At 63.3% G+C, this 17,214-nt stretch carries 12 protein-coding genes; 1 reads left to right on the forward strand and 11 read right to left on the reverse strand.

Translation table 11 applies throughout. The annotated features are described in order from the left end of the window. Positions 1-118: 118 nt before the first annotated feature. From G0P99_RS09005 to G0P99_RS09040, 8 genes are all read right to left on the reverse strand, one after another. Positions 119-1,303, reverse strand: a complete 1,185-nt coding sequence (locus G0P99_RS09005) for a calcium-binding protein (RefSeq protein WP_164129041.1) — start codon at positions 1,301-1,303, stop codon at positions 119-121. Positions 1,304-1,488: 185 nt separating this feature from the next. Continuing rightward, positions 1,489-3,204 (reverse strand): calcium-binding protein, encoded by a 1,716-nt coding sequence (locus G0P99_RS09010; protein WP_164129042.1) that lies wholly within the window; start codon positions 3,202-3,204, stop codon positions 1,489-1,491. A gap of 81 nt (positions 3,205-3,285) precedes the next feature. After that, a complete protein-coding gene (locus G0P99_RS09015; protein ID WP_164129043.1) occupies positions 3,286-4,215 on the reverse strand; it encodes a calcium-binding protein in 930 nt (309 codons plus the stop codon). 33 nt (positions 4,216-4,248) lie between these two features. Further along, positions 4,249-6,648: a hypothetical protein gene (locus G0P99_RS09020; RefSeq protein ID WP_164129044.1), complete on the reverse strand. Its 2,400-nt coding sequence runs from the start codon at positions 6,646-6,648 to the stop codon at positions 4,249-4,251. A gap of 65 nt (positions 6,649-6,713) precedes the next feature. Next, positions 6,714-8,690, reverse strand: a complete 1,977-nt coding sequence (locus tag G0P99_RS09025; RefSeq protein ID WP_164129045.1) for a calcium-binding protein — start codon at positions 8,688-8,690, stop codon at positions 6,714-6,716. Between the two features lie 46 nt (positions 8,691-8,736). Then, on the reverse strand, positions 8,737-8,961 hold the full coding sequence (locus tag G0P99_RS09030) for a hypothetical protein (RefSeq protein WP_164129046.1): 225 nt from the start codon (positions 8,959-8,961) through the stop codon (positions 8,737-8,739). A gap of 389 nt (positions 8,962-9,350) precedes the next feature. Then, positions 9,351-14,411, reverse strand: coding sequence for a pre-peptidase C-terminal domain-containing protein (locus tag G0P99_RS09035; RefSeq protein WP_164129047.1), 5,061 nt, complete (start codon positions 14,409-14,411; stop codon positions 9,351-9,353). Positions 14,412-14,501: 90 nt separating this feature from the next. Next, the gene (locus tag G0P99_RS09040; RefSeq protein ID WP_164129048.1) at positions 14,502-14,753 is read right to left on the reverse strand and encodes a peptidoglycan-binding protein; all 252 of its coding nucleotides are present in this window, start codon (positions 14,751-14,753) and stop codon (positions 14,502-14,504) included. Positions 14,754-15,661: 908 nt separating this feature from the next. Between G0P99_RS09040 and G0P99_RS09045 the strand changes: the two genes are divergently transcribed. Beyond that, the gene (locus G0P99_RS09045) at positions 15,662-15,877 is read left to right on the forward strand and encodes a hypothetical protein (RefSeq protein WP_164129049.1); all 216 of its coding nucleotides are present in this window, start codon (positions 15,662-15,664) and stop codon (positions 15,875-15,877) included. Positions 15,878-15,894: 17 nt separating this feature from the next. Here G0P99_RS09045 and G0P99_RS09050 read toward each other — a convergent pair whose 3' ends face one another. The 3 genes from G0P99_RS09050 to G0P99_RS09060 form a co-directional block, all read right to left on the reverse strand. Further along, complete coding sequence (locus G0P99_RS09050; RefSeq protein WP_164129050.1) at positions 15,895-16,095, reverse strand: DUF2892 domain-containing protein; 201 nt, start codon at positions 16,093-16,095, stop codon at positions 15,895-15,897. 93 nt (positions 16,096-16,188) lie between these two features. Continuing rightward, entirely contained in the window at positions 16,189-16,614 is a 426-nt protein-coding gene (gene trxC / locus G0P99_RS09055) for a thioredoxin TrxC (RefSeq protein WP_164129051.1), read from the reverse strand. A gap of 80 nt (positions 16,615-16,694) precedes the next feature. Then, complete coding sequence (locus G0P99_RS09060) at positions 16,695-17,063, reverse strand: hypothetical protein (RefSeq protein ID WP_164129052.1); 369 nt, start codon at positions 17,061-17,063, stop codon at positions 16,695-16,697. Between the last annotated feature and the right edge of the window lie 151 nt (positions 17,064-17,214).

A 17,214-nucleotide genomic window follows, 5' to 3' on the forward strand; every position in this document is an offset into this window, starting at 1 on the left:
ACTTTTTTCATCATTTCCAAAGCGGGAGGTCCGGTATGACACCTTCGGGCACAAGAGCGGGTCGGGACGCCTGAGGCGTCCCGACGGAGATTTTCCTGAAATTTGTTGTGCGAAACCGTCAGGCCAAGAGGTCGAACACGTCCGCGCCGATCTGGAGGTTGATGCTGGACTGCCCCTCGCCATCGACCAGAGCCCACATGATCTGGCCCGTCGGGCGGTAAATCACAAAGGCCTCTTGCACCGCATCGTCACCGGCACGCTCGCCCGCGGCATTCTGGGTGTGGTTGAAGTTGACCTGGAACTGGTCGCGGGTGGCGGACCCGATGCCGAACAGCAGCACATCGCCCTCGGCGGCACTATAGTCCTGCACCCAGTCCGAGCCGTGACCGCTGGCGCCCACGTGGAAGAATTTGTCGGCACCCGTGCCGCCGTTGATCCGGTCGTGGCCGTAGCCACCGTTGACGAAGTCGTCGCCCGCGCCGCCATAGACGAGGTCGGAGAAGGCCGAACCGGTGATCACGTCGTCGCCGTCCTGGCCTTGCAGCTCGTCGACGCCAAAGCCGCCCGCGATCGTGTCGTTGCCGCCCATCCCGTAAACAAGATCGTTTCCATAGCCGGCATCGACACTGTCATTCCCCTCTCCGGCAAAGATGACATCACGCAGATCGGCCTCGGTATCTCCTCCGAAAAGGAAATCATCACCATCACCGCCATTTATGGTATCGGACCCGTCACCGCCGCGGATCGTATCGGCCGAAGGGGTGCCGTCCAGCCGGTCGTTACCGTCTGTTCCCAGGATTTCAGAGGGAATATCGAAATCAGCCCAGCCCGCTGTCTCGCCACCCGCAAACGGCCCGGATGTCGGTGCCGTCCACCAGCCTGTCGCACTTGTCCGCCAGGCATCGAACTCTTCCGGTGTGGCAAAGACGGGCAACGGGTCCCCTGCAAGCGCTATGTAGATCGTATCAAAGCCAAGCACCGTGCCATCCGAAGTTCTGACGTGAATGTCGAATTGCAGAATGTCGGTTGTCAGATCTGAACCATGGGTGACACGGCTGATCGAAGCGGGATTGTCATTGCCAAGGAAAACCGACTGGCTGCCCGTCAAACCGAGATAGTGCATTTCATGGTCTTCCAAGGCTGTCCCGTCCAGTTGCCCGTCAGCCGGTATGAAAAACCTGGGCTCGGCCTCGGGAACCGTGATCGTGATGTCCTGAAAGCTGTAGGTATTCGTGGTCACGCTCCAGTCGTCATTGAAACGCGCCGTATAGAGGTGGGCGTGAAAAGAGAATTCCAAGGTCATTTAAGACTCCGTTTTCGTTGCTTGGGGTCTGCCGCCTCGCCGGCGCATTGCGTCGGCAAGGCGGCAGGCGACCCCGGTCTCGCCATGGGTTGGAAATGGTTCACGCGGCTCTGGGCATGGGTCATCCCGATGACAGACGCGCGGCAGTTATCAGCGCCGTGACCGTGTTTCGTCCCGTCAGCCGATCAGGCCAGCAGATCGAACACGTCGCTGCCGATCTGGAGGTTGATGCTCTCCTGCCCCTCGCCATCGACCAGCGCCCACATGATCTGCCCGGTCGGCCGATAGATCACAAAGGCCTCCTGCACCGCGTCGTCGCCTGCGCGTTCGCCCTCGGCGTTTTCGGTGTGAGCGAAGTTCACCTGGAACTGGTCGCGGGTGGCCGATCCGATGCCAAAGAGCAGCACATCGCCCTCGGCCGAACTGTAATCCTGCACCCAGTCCGAGCCGTGACCGCTGGCGCCCACGTGGAAGAACTTATCCGCGCCCGTGCCGCCATTGATCCGGTCGTGGCCGAACCCGCCGTTGACGAAGTCGTCGCCCGCGCCGCCGAACACCAGATCGGAGAAGGCCGAGCCGGTGATGACGTCATTGCCGTCCTGGCCTTGCAGATCGTCGACGCCAAAGCCGCCCGCGATCGTGTCGTTGCCGCCCTGGCCGAAGACCTGGTCGTTTCCGGCTCCGGCATCGACCGAGTCGTTGCCCTCGCCCGCATAGATCACGTCGCGCAGGTCATCCTCGGACGGGCCGCCGATGATGGTGTCGTCGCCATCGCCGCCGTTCAGCGTATCGGCGCCGAGCCCGCCGTCGATACGGTCGTTGCCCTCGTCACCCAGCAGTCGGTCGTTGCCACCCTCGCCGCGCAGGTCGTCATCGCCCGCCATCCCGGCGGCAAAGTCACTTTCGCCCAGCCCGATCACGGTATCGTTGCCGATGCCGCCGGTCAGGCGATCCAATCCCGCCGTTCCGATCAGCAGCGAGCCGGTATCGGTCGCGGTCAGTTCCACATCGACGCCTGCGATGTTGAAGAGCATCGGCGTCCCTTCGGGCAGGGTAATCCCGTCGATTTCCAGAACAAGATCGCCAAGGTCGCCGAGGCTGCCCTCGATCTCGGCCAGGATCGCGCCGGTGGCATCGCTCAACGTCATGTCAGAGGGGTTCAGCACGGTCAGCAGGGCAGTGATCAGATCCGCACCGCCATCCATCTGCTCGAACAGCGCCTCGACCATGGCGCCAAGGCTGGCCGGAACGGCGGCCGAGGCTTCGAGCCGCAGGCCCGCCAGCGTCAGGACCATACCGGTCGGCGACAGGGTGAGCGACGCGATGGTGTCCGTGCCGTCGACCAGCGTGAGCCCGTCGAGCGTGATGCCGGAAAGCCCCGAGATCAGCGCCGAGCGCTCTGCCGGGGTCAGTTCGGCCAGCGCATCGGGGTCGAGCACATCCAGAACGCCCAGCACACCGGACATGCTGGCCAGGGTATTGGGCAGGTTGCCGTCGACGGATAGAACCATCGTGCCCGAGCGGATCTCCAGCCCTTCGGACGAATGAGTCAGCGACAGCAGCTCGGTCGCGCCTTCGCGCAGCACAAGGCCGCTGAAGCTGCCGGTCGCGGTGCCGTCGCCCAACGCCGTCATGAAGGCCTCGAGGCTGGTCAGCGGCCCCATGCCCGAACCGGTCACGACCAGGCTGAAGGTCTGGCCATCCGGCCCGGGATGCGAAACCTCGACCCGAGAGGGGTTGGCGGAAACAACACTGAAGGCATCGCCGGTGATCCCGGAAAGCGCGGTCAGCCCGTCCATGGAATCGATTGAAATCCCCAACACGTCGCCCAGTGGATCCGACGATGTCATCAGTCGGTTGAGCAGTTCGAGAAACTCGGAAGTAAGTGCTGCGGTGGCCATGGATTTCCCCCTTTTGCCGTTGCAGCAGTATTTTACGCCCGGAAGCTGCGACGAACATTGACGTGGATCAGACTCAGCCGCTCAGGTCAGCAGGTCGTGGTCCTGCCCGTCGATGCGCAGCAAGATACTGTCCTGCGCCGCCCCGTCGGCAATCGCCCAGAGGATCTGGCCGGTCGGGCGCCAGATGACAAAGGCCTCGGCGGTGGCGTCATCGCCCGCGCCCGGTGTGGTGGCGAAGTTGACCTGGAACTGGTCGCTCGTGGCGGGGCCGCCGAAGAGCAGCCGGTCGTCTTCGCTCTGATCGAAATCCAGCACCCAGTCGCTGCCATGCCCGGCGTGGCCGTCGTGAAAGAACCGGTCCTGCCCGCTGCCGCCCGTCAGCCGGTCGTGGCCCCAGCCGCCGTTCAGGAAATCGTCGCCCTCGCCACCCGTCAGGCCGTCGCTGCCGGCGCGTCCGGCCAGCACATCCGCGCCACCGCCGCCGGAAAGGCGGTCATGACGCGCGCCACCGTGGAGCGTGTCGTCCCTCTCGGTTCCCGAAAGCACGAAGTCGAAACTGTCGACGATCGAACCGAGGCCCGTCAGGGCGGTTTCGCTGACCGGCGGATAGGGCAGAGTGTCGGCCAGCGGGATGCCGACCACGTGCAGCAGCGAGGCGATCACCGAGTTCGAATTGACCTCGAACAGGTTATAGGGGACTTCGGCGGCTTCTATCGCGCGCGCCTGCTGGCGCATGATGTCCCAGATGTCTTCGGCCGCGCGGCCGTCGAGATCGAGCACCCGGCTGCCGTAAAGCGCACGGTCCGAGACCGGTCGATAGTCGCGGCTGCTGGCCATGGCGACCGAATCCTCGATCACCAGCGGCCCGGTGCCCAGCGCGCCCTCGGGATAGCCGCGCAACACCTGTTCCTCTCCGTCCGGCGTCACAAGCACCAGATACAGGTGGTCGTAGCCGGTATCTCCGAAGAAAAAGACCGGCTGCGCCTCGATCCGAATCTCCGTCTCGCTCATGCTCTTCCTTTTGGGGCTGCACCGGTTGATGTTCTATGCCAGCAGGTCGTACACATCCACTCCGATTTGCAGGTTGATGCTGGACTGCCCTTCGCCATCGACCAGCGCCCACATGATCTGGCCGGTGGGTCGGTAGATCACAAACGCCTCCTGCACCGCATCGTCGCCTGCGCGTTCGCCCTCGGCGTTTTCGGTGTGAGCGAAGTTCACCTGGAACTGGTCGCGGGTGGCCGATCCGATGCCAAAGAGCAGCACATCGCCCTCGGCCGAACTGTAATCCTGCACCCAGTCCGAGCCGTGACCGCTGGCGCCCACGTGGAAGAACTTATCCGCGCCCGTGCCGCCATTGATCCGGTCGTGGCCGAACCCGCCGTTGACGAAGTCGTCGCCCGCGCCGCCGAACACCAGATCGGAGAAGGCCGAGCCGGTGATGACGTCATTGCCGTCCTGGCCTTGCAGATCGTCGACGCCAAAGCCGCCCGCGATCGTGTCGTTGCCGCCCTGACCGAAGATCTGGTCGTTGCCGGCGCCTGCATCGACAGAGTCGTTGCCTTCACCTGCAAAGATCACGTCGCGCAGATCGCCCTCGCCCGGCCCGCCGATGATCGTATCATCCCCGTCACCGCCGTTGAGTGTATCCGCGCCGAGACCGCCGTCGAGACTGTCGTGGCCGCCATTTCCAAGTACCCGGTCCGCACCATCGAGGCCGCGCACCGTATCGTTGCCGTCGCGGCCCGACAGCAGGTTGCCGTCGGCATCGCCCACAAGGGTCAGCGGTGTCAGCGCCGCACCGGGGACCGTGGTGATCGTGGTGTTGCCGTCCTCGACGGTAAAGTGCAGGTCGACACCGGAGAAATCACCCTCGAACGTGATCTCGGTGTCGAAGGCGCCATCGAGATTGGTGTCGAGCGACAAGGAGGCGGAGCTGACCAGCGTGACCAGAAGCGATGCAAGCAGGTCGGGTCTTTCCGATGGGCCGTAAATGTAACCCAGCAGGATGATCGCCGAGGAATTGCCCGTCAGATCCCAGTTCGTCAGCCGGTCGTCGGCCAGGTCCGCGGGTCTGCCGCGCACGCCGGTGACGCCGGGCGCGCCGAGGTCATGGACCTCTTCGGCCTCGGTCGCCTCGATGAACCCGGCGGGCGGAGGGGTGTCGCCGGTGTCGAGTACGGTGAACCTGTCGAGCGGGGTATCCCCCGCACCCGGTGTCATGTCCTGGATCATGCGTGTGCCCTCTGCGGTGCCATCGGTGATCCATAGCTCGTTTCCATGCACGCCGTCATCTGCGGCGAAATAGACATGCGGGCCGACCGGGGTCGGCGCGTTGAATTCCCCGCCGGATACGTCCAGACCCGAAGCGATCCGTTCGGTTCCGCCGCTGGTGCCGTCTGTCACCCACAGCGCGTCGCGGGTGCGGAACACAAGGCGGCTGCCATCGCCCACCGGGGCGAAGTTGGGAAATTGCACGTTGCCGTCCATGGTTCCGATCCGGGTCGTGCCACCAAAGGTGCCGTCAGAGACCCAGAGCCCCCGGCCATCGCCATCATTGGCGGTGAACACCACCCGGTCCGGTAACTGCCCGAACGGCGACATGAGCGAGCCGCTGAGGCCGGGATTGATGTCGCGCACCATGAACGTCCCCGCGCCGGTCCCGTCCGAGGCCCAGAGCTCGGTCCCGTGTTCGTCGTCGCGGGCGGTGAACAGCACATGGTTGCCGACGGTGACGAGATCCTGCGGAAAGGAAGACCTGTCACCGGGAAAGATATCGACCACCAGAAAGGTTCTATCCTCTGTCCCGTTCGTGCGCCACAACTCGTTGCCGGTCGCCGGGTCGTCGCCCATGAAATAGAGGACATCGTTCAGGATCGCGCCTTCGCCCGGGTGGTTGCCGATCGCGGCCAGCATCCGGGTGCCGCCCGAGGTGCCATCGGTCACCCAGAGCGACTCGCCCACCGGGGGCAGATAGGCCCGGAACACGACATGACCGTTGACCTCGGTATAGCCGCTGGTGCCAGTATCGCCCGCGCCCGCGTTCAGATCGGCGACCAGCCGGGTGCCCGCCGCGGTTCCATCCGTCACGTGAAGTTCCAGCCCGGTTTCCGGCGTGCCGCCGTTGAACCAGACCCGGCCCCCGGCCAGAACCGGACCGCGGATATCGGGCTGCAATTCGCCCGGCACAAAATCGACCAGCAGGCGGGTGCCCTCGGGCGTGCCGTCGGTGGTCCAGAACTCGGCCCCGTACACCCCGTCATCCGCCACGAAGAGAACCGAGTTTCCGAACGACAGCGCGTGTCCGATGTTCGAGCCGCCGGGATTGGAGCCCGCAGCGCCCGGGTTGATGTCGCCCAGAGACTGGATCGTGGTGCCATCGGTCACATAGGGCTCGCGCCCGGTCGCTCCGTCATCGGCGATGAAGAAGAGGCGTTTCGGCATATGTATCACTCCTGCAAATCGTTCATTCAAATTCCGTTGGGGCCAGACCCAGGCCCCTGCCCCGATCAACGCAGCAGGTCGAAGACCTCTGATCCGATCTGGAGGTTGATGCTCTCCTGCCCCTCGCCATCCACCAGCGCCCAAAGGATCTGACCCGTCGGGCGGTGGATCACGAAGGCTTCGCGGACATCGTCGTCACCGGCCCGCTCGCCTGCGGCGTTTTCGGTATGGGCAAAGTTCACCTGGAAATCGGCCTGTGTCGCGGAGGTATTGCCGAAGAGCAGCACATCGCCCTCGGCCGAACTGTAATCCTGCACCCAGTCCGATCCATGCCCTGCGACACCGACATGAAAGAACTTGTCGGCACCCGAGCCACCGTTGATCCGGTCGTGCCCGAACCCGCCGTTGACGAAGTCGTCGCCAGCGCCGCCGAAGACCAGATCGGAAAACGCCGAGCCGGTGATCACGTCGTCGCCGTCCTGGCCTTGCAGCTCGTCCACACCGAAACCGCCGGCGATAGTGTCATTGCCGCCCTGGCCATAGACGAGGTCATTGCCCGCGCCTGCATCGACGCTGTCGTTGCCCTCGCCCGCAAAGATCACGTCGCGCAGGTCGTCCGAATCCGGGCCGCCGATCAGGATGTCGTCTCCAGCGCCGCCATTGAGCGTGTCAGCGCCCGCGCCGCCGTTCAGCGTGTCATTGCCGCCCAGACCGATCAGCGTGTCACTGCCGGTGCCCCCGGTCAGGCTGTCGTTACCTTCGGTGCCTTCGATGCGCCTGTCCGGCTCTGGCGCGGCCCCCAGCCGGAAATGCGCTGAGGTCAATGGTGTGCTCAGGGTTGTTTCATGCGGAATTTCGACCGAGGTTCCGTCGGCGAAAGTCAGTTTCGAGAGGCCGGAAAAGGGCATGGTGATCGCGGCCACGGCCTCGGCGGTGCTGGCAAAGCCCGACCCGACCAGATAGATCACCTCGCTGCCGAGGTCGAAATCGCTGATCCGCACCTCTCCGCCCCCGGCAGAGATCTGGAACGTGTCGGTGCCGTCATTGCCGAGCAGCAGGTCGAGGCCGCTGCCGGCCAGCAGCGTGTCGTCGCCGGGTCCGGCCTGAAGCGTATCGTCACCGGGCCCACCGTTCATCCGGTCGTCGCCCTCGTCGCCAAACAGCGAGTCGCCGCCGGCGCCGCCGCTGAGCGTATCGTTGCCGGCTCCGCCAACGACAACATCCGCCCCGCCCAGCGCGTCGATGACATCGCCCAGGATGGTTCCGTAGACCGGGTCGTCATCGCCTTCGGTCACGATGGGCGGTATACTGCCCTGTTTCGTATAGCCGGTAATCTCGTAGCCGATATCGGCCAGCATCGCGAGGTCGATATCGGTCGGGGTCAGGCGGAAGCCGTTTCTGGCAGTTGGATCCATCAGCACGGTGTTGCCGTCAAACCCCTCGATCACATGGTTCAGGTCGGCTTCCAGCGGGATGGGATCGCCGCCATTGACGCTGCGCGCATTGGGGCCGTCGAACTGGCCACCGGCGCTCAGCATGTCGAAGATCGGCGAGGCGCCGATGCCCAGGATATGTCCGATTTCGTGCAGGGCGAGCGAAATGAAATCCGACTTGCCCTCCACGGCGGTGGTGAGATCGAAATTCCAGTCCTCGGCGGGTTCCACACGCAAGGTGCCGACCCAGGGTTCGAAATCGGTCACCGGCCCGGTACCGCGAAAGTCCGCTCCGATACGGGCGCTGAATATGTCGCCCTCGGCATCGAACCCGGTCGCGCCGCCGCGCCCCAGCGGGCCGCCCAGAGACCCGGCGCCGACAAAGATCAGCAGGTCGTCGATGGGCGCGTCCAGCGTGATGGTTTCCAGAACGCTGGAATCCGACGGGTTGCGGATCGTGAACACGGTACCGGCGGGGACGTCATCGAATTCGTCATCGATGAAGGATTCCCAGATCCGGGCCGCCTCTTCGAGCGCGGCGCGGCGCGCCGGATCTTCGAAGAACCCCGTTGTGTCGAACCTGTAGTCAAACGCGATGTCAAAGTTCACGCCAAATCCCCCTTACAATGTCCCGGGCATTGGGCTGGAATGCCGGTCACATGTTCAGCAAATCAAACTCGCCCCCCGATCTGGAGGTTTTCGCGCTCTGGCCTTCTCCGTCCACCAGCGCCCTCATGATCTGTCCTGTCGGGCGATAGATCACAAACGCCTCTTGCAACCAGTCGTCGCCGGACGCATTGGTGCCTTTGGTGATCGTGTCGCCCAGTCCGGCGGCGATTGCTTCTTCGGAAACGGTGACGTCGGAAATCTGGCCCGTCATGAATACCTCCTTGAATTGCTGCGACAGCGACAGGCGGAGGCAAGATTACCACCGCTACTGTCAGCCCAGGCACAGCGTCGGTGTTCGAATTTTTGTCCGGCCAGCATAGCCGAGAACGCGGTTTTAATAAACCTTCTGGGTGACGCCACGGCAGGTTGTCCCTTGCGGATGGTCTAGCACGGGCGCTGCTGGTTCACGGGCTTTGCCGGCTCAGGCGCTTGAACACCGGCCCGTTTTTGAGGCAAGCGATTGAGATCGAAAAATTTTGGCGCAAGAAAAAACAGCGCGCCGTGGCGGCGCGCTGCGGGGTGGCTGTGAGAGGCCAATAGCGTGAACAGGTTCTGACACCTGGTTGTCCGAGGGCCGGAACACCGGCCCTCGTGGTGGAGTTACGACAGCAGGTCGAACACGTCGCTGCCGATCTGGAGGTTGATGCTGGACTGGCCCTCGCCATCGACCAGCGCCCACATGATCTGGCCTGTCGGGCGGTAGATCACGAATGCCTCCTGCACCGCGTCATCTCCGGCGCGTTCGCCCTCGGCATTCTGGGTGTGGTTGAAGTTGACCTGGAACTGGCTGCGGGTGGCCGATCCGATGCCGAACAGCAGAACGTCCCCCTCGGCGGCGTTATAGTCCTGTACCCAGTCGGATCCGTGACCGCTGGCACCGACATGGAAGAACTTGTCGGCACCGGTTCCGCCGTTGATGCGGTCGTGGCCGAACCCGCCGTTGACAAAATCGTCGCCCGCACCGCCGAAGACGAGGTCGCTGAACGCCGAGCCGGTGATCACATCGTCGCCGTCCTGGCCTTGCAGATCGTCGACGCCAAAGCCGCCCGCGATCGTGTCGTTGCCGCCCTGGCCAAAGACCTGGTCGTTTCCGGCGCCCGCGTCGACGCTGTCGTTGCCTTCACCGGCAAAGATGATGTCGCGCAGGTCGTCCGAACCCGGGCCGCCGATGATGATGTCATCCCCATCGCCGCCGTTCAGCGTGTCGGCGCCGAGACCACCATCCATGCTGTCATCGCCCGCGTTGCCCAGAAGGCGGTCGTTGCCAGCGAGGCCGATGATGGTGTCGTTACCGGCATCGCCCACCAGAACATCCGCCCCCGGTGTGCCGGTCAGCGACCTGCCCCCCGAACCGCCATCCGCCAGAGCCGTCATCTCGGCCAGAGTCAGGGTGCGGTCGGCGAATTGGTAGGCCTCGAACCCGGTGGCCTGATCGTTGCCTTGCGACGAAGCGATGGTGAACGTGTCGCCAGAGCGGGTGACCGTGGCATCCCCGACATCGACGTCGAACCCGGCGGTGTCGTTGCCGACACCCCCATCCATCGTGTCATCACCCAGACCGCCGATGATGAAGTCATCACCTGCAAGCCCGTTGATCAGGTCGTTTTCGGCCGTGGCCGAGCGGTTTTCCAGCAGGTTGTTACCGGAAAGATCGAAATCGCGCCATGCATCCAGCGCGGTTTCAACATCAACAGGCGTGTCGAAGTCGTAGCGCGCGACCAAGCTCCCCGAAGCGTACATCGACAACTGCGTCAGCGTACCTTTGACATCTGCCGCGTTGGTGGGGTTGTTCTTGTCAAAGTTGCCGGTCAGTTCCACGACAAAGCCGCTGCCGGTGGTGTTCTCAAAGAACAACACGGTCGATTCATTGGCCGAGGTGACGGGACCATCAAGCTTGATGGGATCCGGGGTGGCCGTGATCGACAGCGGCTTTTCCTGGAAGTTGACATACCGGTTGCCACTGAAGCCGGTCGGGTCGATGGCCGCCGAAAGGCCCGACGACACGACGGTCTCGGCCAGGCTGTCGCTGCCCTCGCTCCCCGCCAGAACCGCCGCGCCGCCGGTCGGCAGGCTGTAGGGTTCCGCACTGGCATAGTTGACGGTATAGCCCATGTCCTCCAGCGAGCCGATGGTGAGCCGGCTGAGCGGCATCGGTGGGGCGTTCTCGGCATAGCCGGTCATCAGTTCGGTTCTGAACAGGGATTCCAGCCAATGGCCCCCTGCGGTGCCGGGACCGCCGGTGTTTTCCAGCGGGACGCGCGACTGGGTCGTACCGGTCAGCGTGCCGTATTCGCGCACCGCATTCGTGCCAGTGTAGTCGAAGCCGGATTTCAGGCCCAGCCGCGACCACAGGGTGCCAAGACCCAGAACGTGGCCCATCTCGTGTTCGATCACGTCCTGAAGGATGCCCTTGGCCTCCATCCCGGCAAGGTCGGCGGAGTCGAACTGCATCATGCCGTTGTAGGTGAGACCGGAGCCCGCCCGCAGATCGCGCGGCCCGGCCTGGCCCAGGATGCGGCCCGGCCCGTCGATCGCGACCACCGAGGCGTCGATGCGGAGATCGTCGACAAGGCCGAAGCGGGGGTCGTTCACATCGGGCAGATCGCCGGTGATCACCGATTCCCAGGTGGCCGCCGCATTCTCGAAGACCGCGCGATAGCGCTCGTCACCCGTAAACACGATGTCGATGTCGAAACCCGACGTCGGCGGCGGTGTTGTGGCAGCCCCGCTCACCGAAACCTTGTAGGTCCCGGTTCCCGAATATGCGCCCGCCGAAATGAAGTAGGTGCCGGTCGTCGTCGGGGTGAACTCCAGCTGGGCGTTGCGGCCAGTGCCGCCATCATCGTTGAAGGCGCCGGGGATGGCTGATCCGGAGGCATTGAAGATGCCCCGGATATAGGGGTCGGCCAGAGTGCCGCCGCCGGTTGGGGTGCCTTCCAGGTCGATGGTATAGGTCTGCCCGGCATTCAGGGTGACCGAGAACCAGTCGTTGTCGCCGATGGTCTCGATATTGCCGGTAGACGAGCCGCCGACCGTGACCCGGCCCGCCGTCGCGGTGGTTTCGCTAAAGTCATCCGCCGGTCCGCCGGTGCCGCCGGTGCTGGTCTGGGTGACCGACAGCTTGTAGGTACCGGTGTTGGACCCATAGGCGGATGCGCCGATGAAGTAGTTGCCCGAGGTTGTCGGCGTGAACTCGACCAGGCTGTTCAGGCCGGTGCCGCCATCGTCGTTGCGGGTGCCTGCAACCAGGTTCCCCGCACTGTCGAACAGCCCTGCCAGCAGCGGATCGCGCAGTGTTTCCGAGGTCGTGGCCGAGCCTTCCAGATCGATCTGATAGGTATTGCCCGCCGTCAGGCTGACGCGGAACCAGTCCTGATCTCCGGCCGATTCGATATTGCCGGTGACCGCCCCACCCACAGGCGCATTGCCCGTGGTGCTGGTATCTCCGGCAAAGTCGTCGGTGCCGCCGAGATCGGCAAGCGAGATCTTGTAAGTCCCGGTGTTGGACCCGAAAGCCCCCGCCGCAAGGAAGAAGTTTCCGGTGCTGGCCGCGGTAAAGGTGATCTGGCTGTTCAGCCCGGTGCCGCCGTCATCGTTGGCCGTACCCGATACAAGCGCGCCCGAGGAGGTATAGAGACCCCGGAAGAACGGATCCGACAGGGTGCCGCCCGAGGTCGGGCTGCCTTCGAGGTCGACCTGATAGGTATGCCCGGCCACCAGCGAGACGCGGAACCAGTCCTGGTCGCTCGACGTCTCGATATTGCCGGTCCGGCTGCCCCCGACCGAGACGGTGCCGGTGGTATCGGTGCCAGCAGAGAAATCGTCGCTGATCGTGCGTTCGGCCGCGATCGACAGGGTATAGGTGCCCTCGTTCGCGCCATAGGCCCCGACATCGACAAAGTAGATGCCCGACGAGGTGGCCGTGAATTCGACATGGCTGTTCAGCCCGGTGCCGCCATCATCGTTGGTGGTGCCGGCGATCAGGTTGCCCGACGCGTCGCGCAGACCATAGAGAAGCGTGTCGGGCAAAGTCCCCTTGCCGGTCGGCGCCCCTTCGAGGTCGATGTTATAGGTGGTGCCCGCCGCAAGGCTGACGCGGAACCAGTCGTGGTCGCCGCCGGTCTCGATCGCGCCGGTGACCGAGCCATCGACAACCGCCGTTCCGGTGGTGCCGGTGTCCGCCGAAAAATCATCGGCGGCGCCAAGGTCCTGCACCTCGAGCGTGTAGGTGCCGGTATGCGTCGAGAAGGCCCCCGCCGCGATGAAGTAACGGCCCGAGCTGGCGGGCGTGAATTCCAGCAGGCTGTCCAGGCCGCCGCCGCCATCGTCATTGGTGGTGCCCGGGATCAGGGTGCCGCCTGAATCGTGGATGCCGCGCAGGAACGGATCCTGCAAGGTGCCGCCACCGCCATATGCGCCGTTCAGGGCGATGCGATAGGTATGGCCGGCCATCATGTCGATGCCGAACCAGTCGGTATCGTTGGCCTCGTTGATTTCACCGGTGACAACGCCGCTTGACGGGATGCTGCCCGCCGTCGCCGTGTCGGACCCGAAGTCATCGGCGCTGCCTTCGTCCTGGACGGCCAGGGTATAGGTGCCGGTCGAACTGCCAAAGGCCCCGGCCGCGATGAAGAAGGTGCCGCCGGTCGTGGCGGTAAAGGTCAGCAGGCTGTTCAGCCCGGTGCCGCCATCGTCGTTGGTGGTCCCGGCGATCGAATTCCCATCGGCGTCGAAAACGCCGCGCAGATAGGGGTCGCTCAGCGTGCCGTCCGATGTCGGGGTGCCGCGCAGCTCGATGGTGTATTCGTGCCCGGCCTCAAGCGTGACGCGGAACCAGTCGATGTCGCCGCCTTCCTCAATCTCGCCGGTGACCGATCCGTCGACTGCGACCTCTCCGGTCGTTGCCACGCCATCCGGGTGATCATCGAGACTGCCCAGGTCGGTGACGGCCACCTGGTAGGTGCCGGTATGCGACGAGTAGGCCCCCGCCGAAATGAAGAAGTTGCCCGAGGTTGTGGGCGTGAACTCGAGCAGGCTGTTCAGCCCGGTGCCGCCATCATCGTTGGTAGTCCCGGGAATCGTATTGCCATCCGCATCGAAAATGCCGCGCAGGTAAGGGTCGCTCAGGGTGCCGTCCGATGTCGGATTGCCGCGCACCTCGATCCGGTATGTCCGCCCGGCCTGAAGTTCGGTCCGGAACCAGTCCTGGTCCGACGCCTCCTCGATGTCACCTGTGGCGGTTTCTCCGGGGAAAACAAACCCGGTGGTGGCGGAGTTGTCCGGAAAATCGTCAAGCGCGCCGATGTCCTCGAGCCGCATGATGTAGTCGCCGGTATTGCCGGAAAACGCACCGGCAGACAGGTAATACCGCCCCGTGCTGGGCGCGGTAAATTCAAGCAGGCTGTTGAGCCCGGGGCCACCGTCGTCATTTGTCGTTCCGATCAGAAGCGCGCCGGAACTGTTGTAGATGCCCCTGAAATAGGGATCGCTCAGGCCAAATGACGTACCGCTGTTGTCCAGCGAGATCCGGTAGGTGTGTCCGCCGACAAGATCGGTGGCGAACCAGTCCTGATCACCCGCTTCCTCGATCCGGCCGGTGGCCGACCCTCCGATGGCAATGGTGCCACTTGTGCCGAGACCGGCTGCAAAATCGTCAGGCATGTTGTTTCCCCTCTTTCAACAATATCTCTCGAACAACCGGGCAAATCTCGCCCGAATTGGCGGAATGCGGCATTCGGCCGACCGGCCCCATCAATAGATTCCGATCGCGAGCAACCGGACAAAGGTGACCTCGTCCAGGTAGCCCGTTTCAACAAAGTGCCATTCTTTCTGGAAACCGCGGATGGCCGTGCGTGTCCGGTCATCGAACACGCCGTCAGACGGCCCGGCATCATAGCCCAGCCGGGTCAGGGTCTCTTCGACACGCTGACGGGTCGGCTGATCCAGTTGCAGGCCGACTTCCTCGTTCCGGGCCTTGTCCTCGGCGGCGGTACGCTTGGTCATGATGAGGACCTGACAGTTTGCAATACAAGACTGCGGCTCTGCCTTCGGAAGCCGAAGATCATCGGAAAAAATGGAAAGAAAACCCAGTGAAACCGCAAAAATCATGCTCCCCCACGATCATGACGAATGCAACATATTCCAGAATTCAGATTAACGTTAGCAGGATGCGCCTTGGCTGTCACCGTGTATCTCAGATATAAGTTTCTTCGGTCAGGGTGACCGAAGCGCCAAGGCTCGGACGAATGCAACATATTCCAGAATTCAGATTAACGTTAGCAGGATGCGCCTTGGCTGTCACCGTGTATCTCAGATATAAGTTTCTTCGGTCAGGGTGACCGAAGCGCCAAGGCTCGCACTTCAAAAAAGGGTCCTGTCCGGATAAGGTCGCTTTGAGACTGATGGGCGGGGCCGCAGGGGCCAGATATGCTCCGCTCTCTTCGATTGAAGGCAGACAGTCCGCGCCCTGATCGCTGCCTTGGGGATCAAGCGCCGCCATTCGCAATCTCCGGACCGGGCGCAGGTAAACGCCCGAGCAACCCGGGCCACACGCGAGAAGCCAGTGTTCGCGTGCGTGATCGTGAAGGGGTTGTTTGGCCGGGCATCCCGGGCCCGATTCGGCCTGTCATTGCCAGGCGATACCGCGCGGGGGTTAACAACCGTTCACATCGGCCCGTGACGCGGCGGTCCTTTTGCACCGCGCTCCGGCTACCGTACGGGAATCCTGTACAAATCGGTCAATCCGCCCTCTGACCTGTGTACATAACGGCCATTTCGCGGGTCATCCCGCACCGGCAGGGTCTTGCCGAATTCCCGGCGATTAACACATTTTGAACACATTCCCGCGTAAACTGCTAAAGCATCTGGCAACTGACAACAGACTGTTTCACGATGTTGTTACGGGAGGTCGAATGGCTTGGATCGGCATAATACTGGGAACGATTGCGGGTCTTGTCACCAGCATTTCCGCCTGTGTTCTCTGGGATCTGCCGCTTTGGGCCGCGTTGCTGCTTTATCCAGCCATCGGCTCCGTCGTTGCCATCTCTATCATTTTACTGCTGTTTTTCCGTGGCGAACATACCCCTGACGCCGACCCGATGGGCGACGTCAGGACAGTTGCGGGCTAGCAGAGCCAGCGCCCGGATCAGAACGCGGTTCCGGCCTTGAATCCAAGCTTTTTCAACACCATGGCCGCGGGGCAAAAGCCCGTGATCGAGGATTGAATCAAGTTCACGCCGATAAAGACGGTGAACCACATCCACAGCGGCGAAACCAGCGTGGTCAGCAATACGCTGAGCAGAACCATGAAGCCGGCAAACATCATCACTGCACGATCGAGGGTCATTCTTGCAACTCCTGAATACCGCCGGACACCCTGCCCGGCCTTGACCCCAATATAATCCGAAATCGTATCACATTCAAGGATAAGAATGTAATATCAGCTCTGGACCCAACTGACGATCTGCCCTGCCCGCATCGCGCCGGACTGCCTCTTCTTTTCCTTGCCGCGTTCAAAGGCGACCATGGTCGGAATTCCCCGGATCGCATATCGACCACCGGTCGACTGGTGTTTTTGGGTGTCAAGCTTGACCAGCCGTGCCTGCCCGGCAAGGGTGCCTGCCGCCTTGGCATATTCGGGGCCCATCATCTTGCACGGCCCGCACCACGGCGCCCAGAAATCGACGACCAGCGGCAAGTCATCATTTTTCTTTGCTTTTTCCAGGATCGCGGGATCAACATCCACTGCTTGCCCGGTCACCAGACCCTGGCCGCATTTGCCGCATTTGGCCCCGGCCGTCAGCCGTTCCTCGGGCACCCGGTTCAATTGCCCGCAGGCCAGGCAGGTCAAAGTCTTGTCACCCATGTCGCGCCTCCGACGTTCACATTCGAAAATTGACATAGGTTTTGAAAGGTGAGGCCGCAAGACCTCACCCTTCTTGCGCGTTACGCCGCCAGACGCCGTGCCGCCGATGGGACGACGGGTTTTCCCGGACCACCGGGTAAGGGTACGATCTCGGCGCCGGGTTTCCTTGCCCGCTGCAACAGGCGCCGGGAAAGAACCCAGACCACGGGCACCATGACCGCCCCGACTGTCAGCCCCAGACCCGTCCCCAGAGCATCCGGCCACAACAGACCGGCTGTCAGATAGCCCGCTCCGACCGGGGCGAGAGAGGTCGAGAGCAGCGACGCGGCCGAGGCGAACAACTGCCTGTGCGCCCAGTTGGGCCCGTCCGGATCGTGCGCAAGACCGTATGCCCAGGCATAGACAAGCACCGCCAGCGACAAACCGGCAACGCCCACCAGAATCTGCATGATATTCTCCAAGCTCAGGGCGCCGGATACCCGTCGGGTCCACTCTGGCCCGTCACACTGAGTCGGGCGCCCGAGTGTGAAGCATATCGCTTTCCCACCCTTGGAAAAGTGGGATCTTGCACGGAGTCAAAGGCTGGCAAATTTCGGCCGC

The organism is Ruegeria sp. PrR005 (genome assembly GCF_010500245.1).
Lineage (GTDB): Bacteria > Pseudomonadota > Alphaproteobacteria > Rhodobacterales > Rhodobacteraceae > Ruegeria_B > Ruegeria_B marisflavi.

Bases quoted from the DNA above. Each gene is read 5' to 3' on its own strand.
- G0P99_RS09015 (WP_164129043.1), bottom strand. From the start codon at position 4,215: ATGAGCGAGACGGAGATTCGGATCGAGGCGCAGCCGGTCTTTTTCTTC.
- G0P99_RS09050 (WP_164129050.1), bottom strand. From the start codon at position 16,095: ATGACCCTCGATCGTGCAGTGATGATGTTTGCCGGCTTCATGGTTCTG.
- G0P99_RS09040 (WP_164129048.1), bottom strand. From the start codon at position 14,753: ATGACCAAGCGTACCGCCGCCGAGGACAAGGCCCGGAACGAGGAAGTC.
- G0P99_RS09060 (WP_164129052.1), bottom strand. From the start codon at position 17,063: ATGCAGATTCTGGTGGGCGTTGCCGGTTTGTCGCTGGCGGTGCTTGTC.
- G0P99_RS09010 (WP_164129042.1), bottom strand. From the start codon at position 3,204: ATGGCCACCGCAGCACTTACTTCCGAGTTTCTCGAACTGCTCAACCGA.
- G0P99_RS09020 (WP_164129044.1), bottom strand. From the start codon at position 6,648: ATGCCGAAACGCCTCTTCTTCATCGCCGATGACGGAGCGACCGGGCGC.
- G0P99_RS09045 (WP_164129049.1), top strand. From the start codon at position 15,662: ATGGCTTGGATCGGCATAATACTGGGAACGATTGCGGGTCTTGTCACC.
- G0P99_RS09005 (WP_164129041.1), bottom strand. From the start codon at position 1,303: ATGACCTTGGAATTCTCTTTTCACGCCCACCTCTATACGGCGCGTTTC.
- G0P99_RS09030 (WP_164129046.1), bottom strand. From the start codon at position 8,961: ATGACGGGCCAGATTTCCGACGTCACCGTTTCCGAAGAAGCAATCGCC.
- trxC (WP_164129051.1), bottom strand. From the start codon at position 16,614: ATGGGTGACAAGACTTTGACCTGCCTGGCCTGCGGGCAATTGAACCGG.
- G0P99_RS09035 (WP_164129047.1), bottom strand. From the start codon at position 14,411: ATGCCTGACGATTTTGCAGCCGGTCTCGGCACAAGTGGCACCATTGCC.